The sequence below is a fragment of the Rheinheimera sp. genome (genome assembly GCF_036568245.1).
Taxonomy (GTDB): Bacteria; Pseudomonadota; Gammaproteobacteria; order Enterobacterales; family Alteromonadaceae; genus Alishewanella.
In genome coordinates, this window is record NZ_DATCSY010000186.1 from 1 (window position 1) to 6549 (window position 6549).

Genomic DNA, 6549 nt, shown 5'->3' on the forward strand with positions numbered 1-6549 from the left:
CAACGATGCAGCAAATTGTCAGTCTGACTGATCAGGACGCCGGTACGCAAAAGGCGGAAACCACACAAGTCGCCGCTGCGGTTTATCAAATGTCTACTGCCGTGCAGGAAGTGGCCAGTAGCGCTGGTTTGGCCGCCAGTGCGGCACAGGATGCTGATAAAGAGGCCGTCGGCGGGCAGCAAAGTGTGGCCCAGACTATTAGCTCGATAAATAAATTAGCCGAAGAAGTTAACACCGCCGGTGATGCGATTGAAAAGCTCGGCGCCAATGCCGACCAGATAGGTTCTGTTGTTAACGTGATCCGTGGTATCGCCGAACAAACCAACTTACTGGCCTTAAATGCTGCCATTGAAGCTGCCCGCGCCGGCGAGCAGGGCCGTGGTTTTGCAGTAGTGGCTGATGAGGTCCGCACACTGGCGACCCGCACCCAACAAAGCACTAATGAAATTCAGCAAATGATCAACCTGTTTCAGCAGGGTACCAAAGATGCCGTGCAGGTAATGCAGCGCGGCCGTGAACAGTCTATCCAGACTGTGGCGCAGGCTGATCAGGCCCGTGAGTCGCTGCAAACCATTACCAAATCGGTCAGCACTATTACCCAGATGAATATCCAGATTGCAACTGCAGCTGAAGAGCAAACCGCGGTAGCGGGTGATATCAGCCGCAGTATCCATGAAATTGCCCAACTGGCCGATCAGGCGGCGAATAATGCCTCGCAGCTGGCAAGTTCAACCGGAGAGCTGACCGAGTTGGAGCGACGGCTGAGTGCTTTGGTTCAGCGCTTTAAGGTGTAATGGCTTGTATTAATGGCTGTGGCAGTGGGCGGCGGACAAACCAGCGGCCGAGATGCCACAGCAGCCACAGCGACAACAGCGGAAATACCAGCGTCTGCAGGCTGTACACCACTATCAGCTGAATAAGCTTTTCCACCATGGTGTCGGAAAAGCTTTTCATCGCTGAGAACATGTCATTGGCTTTGGCCGCCATTTGCCGCAGCCAGCTCAGTGAGCCATCGTCTGCACTGGTAACGGGTTGTTCAACCCGCTGCAACGCAGCCGTTTCACCGGTTAACGCCGCCTCTGCCGCAATACGCTGCGGCTCCAGCACCCAGTCTGACAACTCAGCCACGCCAAAAGCGGCCAGCGGCACGCCAATACGGATCACCAATAGCGCAGCGATAAAAATCCGCAGTAAATAGGTGCTGCTGGCCCGCCAGCTGGCAGGCCCCACTAATACCAGCAGAGTAGATACCAAAATGCCGCTGCCAAACAGGGGCAATGCCGCCAGCTTGGCAAACTCGAGTAAGAATAGCTGTAAGCCAATAGATGTCATGGCGATAACCATTAAATCAGAATACCTTACCGCCATATCCTGCAGCGGCTTGAGTAACTGGCCCGGTTTGACACTGGCAACACCGACACCGACTTCAGCTTCTGATACAAAAGCAATGCCGCGGTCTATCAGCCGGGCGGTAGCGAAAGAGGCGCTGCTCAGTAGCAGGCTGTGCTGCAACACCGAATGAGCTTTATTATCCAGCGGCGCCAATGCCGGGTTAACCACGCGCTGCTGTAAAATACCACTGTACAGCGCCGCAGCCAGCGCCAATATCGCCAGCAATACGACAAACAGCCGCCGGGTAGGGCTGAGCTGGCGGATATATTTCATGCAGGCCTCCATCAGTGGTGACTTAGACACTCAGACGCAAGAGTGTAGATCAGCTATCTGAGCCCAGTATTAACGATATTGCCGTACAGATAAAGCAAAGGCACCAGAAGGTGCCTTTACTTAGCCTGTTACGCTGCCTTTAACGGCGGCGGTTGTATCTGCTGCGGCGCAGGACTGACAACGCCAACAATGCCAGCAGCCACGGGTTGAACGCACCGCCTGAAGATTTCTCTGGCGGTGTCACTACCGGCGGCACTGCCTGTACAGTGACACTTACTTTGGCTTGCGCTGTGCCGCCGCGGCCGTCACTGATTTGCACACTGATCTCGTCAGTACCGCTAAACCCGGCCTTAGGTGTATAACGCAGCGTTTGAGCGGCTGTTATAGCTACAGTACCGGTTTGTGCTGTGGCACTACTGATGCTTAACGTATCACCGTCGGCATCGCTGGCATGTTGTAACACATTGATATCAATCGGCGTTTTATCGTCGGTACTGGCACTGCTGTCAGCCAGCACCGGTGCTGAGTTGAACACCACGTTAACTGTTACTGCGGCGTTGGCGCTGGCATTATTGCCGTCATTGATGGTGTAGCTGAGCGTATCCTCACCAATGAAGTTCTGCGGCGGTGTATACCATAGGCTTTGGCCATCTTCGCTTATTGCAACAGTACCAAAGGTTGCAATGGCCTGACTGATATTTAACGCATCGCCATCAGCATCGGAATCGTTGTCCAGTACGGTTAGCTGCAGTACCTGGTTCCATTGTCCGCTAAAGCTGTCAGCTGCAGCCTGTGGCCTGCTGTTGACGGTAATCGGCATAGCGACAGTACCCGGGTCAACTACGGCGGAGTTGACTACGCCATCGTCGTCGTTAGGGCCGCCATCTTCAATAGTTAACCGTACGCACCAACTGCCAGCAATTAAGCCAGGCTGCCATTCAGCAGAGCCAGGTGGTGGGCAATAACCAGGCGAGCCTGCTGCGGAATGCAACACATTGGCGTCATCTTGGGTAAAGGTTATCCATTGGCCGCGCTGGAATTTGCGGTACACCGCATTGGCCGGAATAGCTGAGCGTTGTGGCAGAGCTATACGCACTGATTGACCCGGCGTAGGCAGATCGCGGACGGTGAAATCGAAAATCCCGCCAACAGGTTCAAAGGCCGGGTCAACGATCAGGTCGTCCAAAGTGCCAAGTTCTTCGTCAAGAATTTGTACGCCGCCTGAGTTACTGCTGCGGGCAAACAAGCCCAGACCACAACGTACGCCCGGATCACACTCAATCAGATAGGCGTTAGTGCTGTTACCTTGCTGCGGCAAAATATTGCTCGATGGCATATTGTCCAGATAATCCGGAATGCCGTTGTCGTCGTTATCGCCGCTGCCTTCTAACAGGTCGTTGATACCATCTTTATCGCTGTCTTTGTTTGAGCCCAACACAGGCAGAGCATCAATGACGCGGAAATACGCTGATGCCACCACGTTAGCATTAGCGGAGTCAGTAACGGACACCTGAACACGCTGCACGCCAACCAAGCCGCTTGGATCCAAAGAGATGCTGGCAGCGTCTGTACTGGTTGCATCCACCCCGGCTGCCGTCCAGATAAAGCTATGGCTATCCTCTGGGTTGGCGTCACTTACCTCTGCTAGCAGTGTTACCGGGCCTGCGTTTGGCGTAACCAGCGACGTAGCAATGCCCTGCTGCATCACCGTCAACCTGACTGTGGGGGGTAAATTACCCTCAGTCACGCTAACTGTAACACTGGCGTCGGCAGCCGGATTCAGTGCGCTATCAAGGCTGATGACAATGTCTTTCACCGGCGAGTCGGTTAAATCGGCATAGACATCAAAGCTGATGTTGGCGCTTAACCCCGAGGTTATCTGCACACTGCCGTCAGTAAGATTGTGATCAGCTGCGTTGGCAGAACCGCTGACGCTATAAGTGATATCAACCGGATAGACCGGAGACTCACCGTTAAGTAACACATTAACGGTGACAGAGCTGTTGTTTTTAACCGTTTGTGCTTTGCTCATCGATACCAGCGGCTGTACTTGCAGCAGCTGTGTTGCTGTACTGCTGACACCATTTTTATCCGTCGCTGACCAGTACAGCTGATGTAAGCCTGGTGCAAACTGCAGCGTATTTTTATCCAGCTTAACGGCAATAGGCTGATCGTCGCTGTCGTGCGCTGTGGCAACGCCTACATCCACCTTTGTAAACAGACCGGTAGCATTCACCGTCAGATCATCCGGTACAGTAATCACCGGCGCGTTCGGATTGCTGCCGTCTATGCTCAGATTCACCGAGGCCGTGTCACTGAATTCGCCATCGCTAACGCTGTAGCTCATGGCCACTGTGCCACTAAAGTTCTGTGGTGCAGTATACTGTAGCAAGCCGTCTTCTGCGGTTACTGTGCCAATACTGGCGCTGGCAAAACTGATTGTCAGGTTATCACCATCAGGGTCGGTATCGTTGCCGAGAACATCCAGCAGGTAGATGCCGTCGTTGTTAAACGATAGCGTGATAGTGTCATCTTCCGCCGTTGGCGCTGCATTTACATTGATCACTTGCAGGCTAAAGGCAGGCAGTGAAGCACTGGTTTTACCATCAGACACGCTAATCACAATACCTGCGGTAGTGCCGACATGCTCAGCAGTCGGTGTACCGGTTAAAGCGCCGTTATCAGGATTAAAACTGGCCCAGACCGGCAGGTTAGTAATGCTAAAGCTCAGCGTGTCGTTATCGGCATCGCTGGCCGTTGGCACAAAGCTGTAGGCTTCGCCTTCGTTAACTGAGGTAGCAGGTGTGCCGCCAATTTCTGGCGCTTCATTCACATTGGCTACCGTAATGCTGAACGCTTGCAGCGAGGCGCTGGCTTCACCGTCAGTGACCGTAATAACGATACCGGCAGTGGTGCCGATATGCTCAGCCGTGGGTGTGCCGCTTAACGCGCCGGTGCTGGTATTAAACTGTGCCCAAACCGGCAGGTTAGTAATGCTAAAGCTCAGCGTGTCGTTATCGGCATCACTTGCCGTTGGCACAAAGCTGTAGGCATTGCCTTGCAATACTGTTGTTGCCGGTGCCCCGCCAATAGTGGGTGCGCGATTCGACTGTTGCGGTGTCACACTGTTTGATGAACCTGATGCAGCACTGGTACCGGCAGAGTTGGTAGCGGTAACGGTAAAGGTATAAGCCGTACCATTGGTTAAGCCGGTAACGGTTAATGGCGCACTGGCCCCGGAGGCAGTAAAGTTGCCCGGGTTCGACGTCACGGTATAGCTGCTGATGGCGGCACCACCATTAGAGGCAGGTGCAGCAAAGTTAACCGTCGCCTGGGTGTTGCCCTCAGTCGCAGAACCTATGATCGGTGCGCCCGGTAGAACCGCATTAACGGCAAAGGTCCGGCTAACCTGGGTTGCCGGCAAATAGCTCGCATTGCCGGCTTGATCGGCATTAATGGTACAGCTACCTGCTGTTACAAACGTTAAAGCGCCACCGCTGGTAATGGTACAAACAGCAGTAGTGGACGAGGTAAAGGTTGGTGTCAAACCTGAATCCGAGGTTGCCGTCAGGGTTGGGCTGCTGCCAAAGTTCTGTGCTCCCGGATTCGCAAAGCTAATAGTCTGGATAGCTGCCGGTGTAATTGAGTTGGATGCTGCCGACGCAGGGCCAGTGCCGGCCGCATTATTTGCTGTGACAGTAAAGGTATAGGCCTGGCCATTGGTTAAGCCGGTTACCACTATCGGCGATGCAGCGCCATTTACTGGTGCTACGTCCGCCGGGTTTGTTGTTACTGTGTAGCTGGTAATCGCGGAGCCGCCGGTATTCACCGGCGCCACAAAGGCAACGCTGGCCTGAGTATCGCCCGCCGTTGCTACCGGGCTGGTTGGTGCCGCGGGAACTACAGGGTTAACGGTGAAAGATCTGCTAACCTGAGTAGCAGGAAGATAAGATGTATTACCCGCTTGATCAGCATTAATAGTGCAGGTACCTGCCGTGACGAAGGTTAACACTCCGCCAGTTGTGATCGTACAAACTCCTGTGGTTGATGAAGTAAAGGTTGGCGTTAATCCTGAGTCAGATGTTGCCGTCAGTGTTGGCGTAGTGCCGAAATTCTGTGCGCCCGGATTGGCAAAGGTAATGGTTTGTGGCGCTGCCGGTGTAATGGAGTTTGAGGCTGCTGATGCCGCGCCGGTACCTGCCGTGTTAGTGGCGGTTACGGTAAAGGTATAGGCGGTACCATTATTTAAGCCTGTTACTATAATGGGCGAGCCTGCACCTGTGCCGGTGAAGCCATCGGGGTTTGACGTAACGGTATAGCTGGTAATCGTCGCGCCGCCACTACTGGCCGGTGCCGCAAAGGTCACAGATGCCTGGGTACTACCCGCAGTGGCCGTACCTATCGTTGGCGCGCCCGGCGCTACCGCATTGACCGTAAAGGTTTGAGAAACCGTTGTCGCAGCATTAGTGGCAGCATCCCCCGGCTGGTCAGCATTAATAGTACAGCTGCCAGCTGTCACAAAGGTTAATGTTCCGCCGACACTGATAGTACAAACCCCGGTTGTGGATGAACTAAAGGTTACGGTTAAACCAGAGTCTGATGTTGCGGTTAACGTAGGTGTAGTACCAAAGTTTTGCGCCCCCGGGTTGGCGAAAGTAATGGTCTGGGCTGCCTTGGGTGTTACAGCATTAGAGGCTGCAGAAGCAACACTGGTGCCTTTAGCATTCGTCGCTGTGACAGTAAAAGTATATGCCGTACCATTGGTTAAGCCGTTAACCGTAATATTGCAGGCTGCCGGGCCAGCACAACTGCCTGTAGCCCCACCTGTGCTGGCAGTTGCGGTATAAGTGGTAATGGCCGTGCCGCCGTCATTGGCAGGTGCGG

General features: G+C 54.0%; 3 protein-coding genes. 1 reads left to right on the forward strand and 2 read right to left on the reverse strand.

What is annotated here, in order from left to right:
• On the forward strand, positions 1–794 hold a 794-nt coding region (locus VIN66_RS08465; protein ID WP_331923569.1), incomplete at its 5' end, for a methyl-accepting chemotaxis protein.
• Here the strand turns inward: VIN66_RS08465 and VIN66_RS08470 are convergent.
• Positions 784–1665: a hypothetical protein gene (locus VIN66_RS08470; protein WP_331923570.1), complete on the reverse strand. Its 882-nt coding sequence runs from the start codon at positions 1663–1665 to the stop codon at positions 784–786. The two genes, VIN66_RS08465 and VIN66_RS08470, sit on opposite strands and share 11 nt — an antisense overlap.
• A 139-nt stretch (positions 1666–1804) precedes the next feature.
• The coding region (locus VIN66_RS08475) for a beta strand repeat-containing protein (protein ID WP_331923571.1) at positions 1805–6549 on the reverse strand (4745 nt) is incomplete at its 5' end.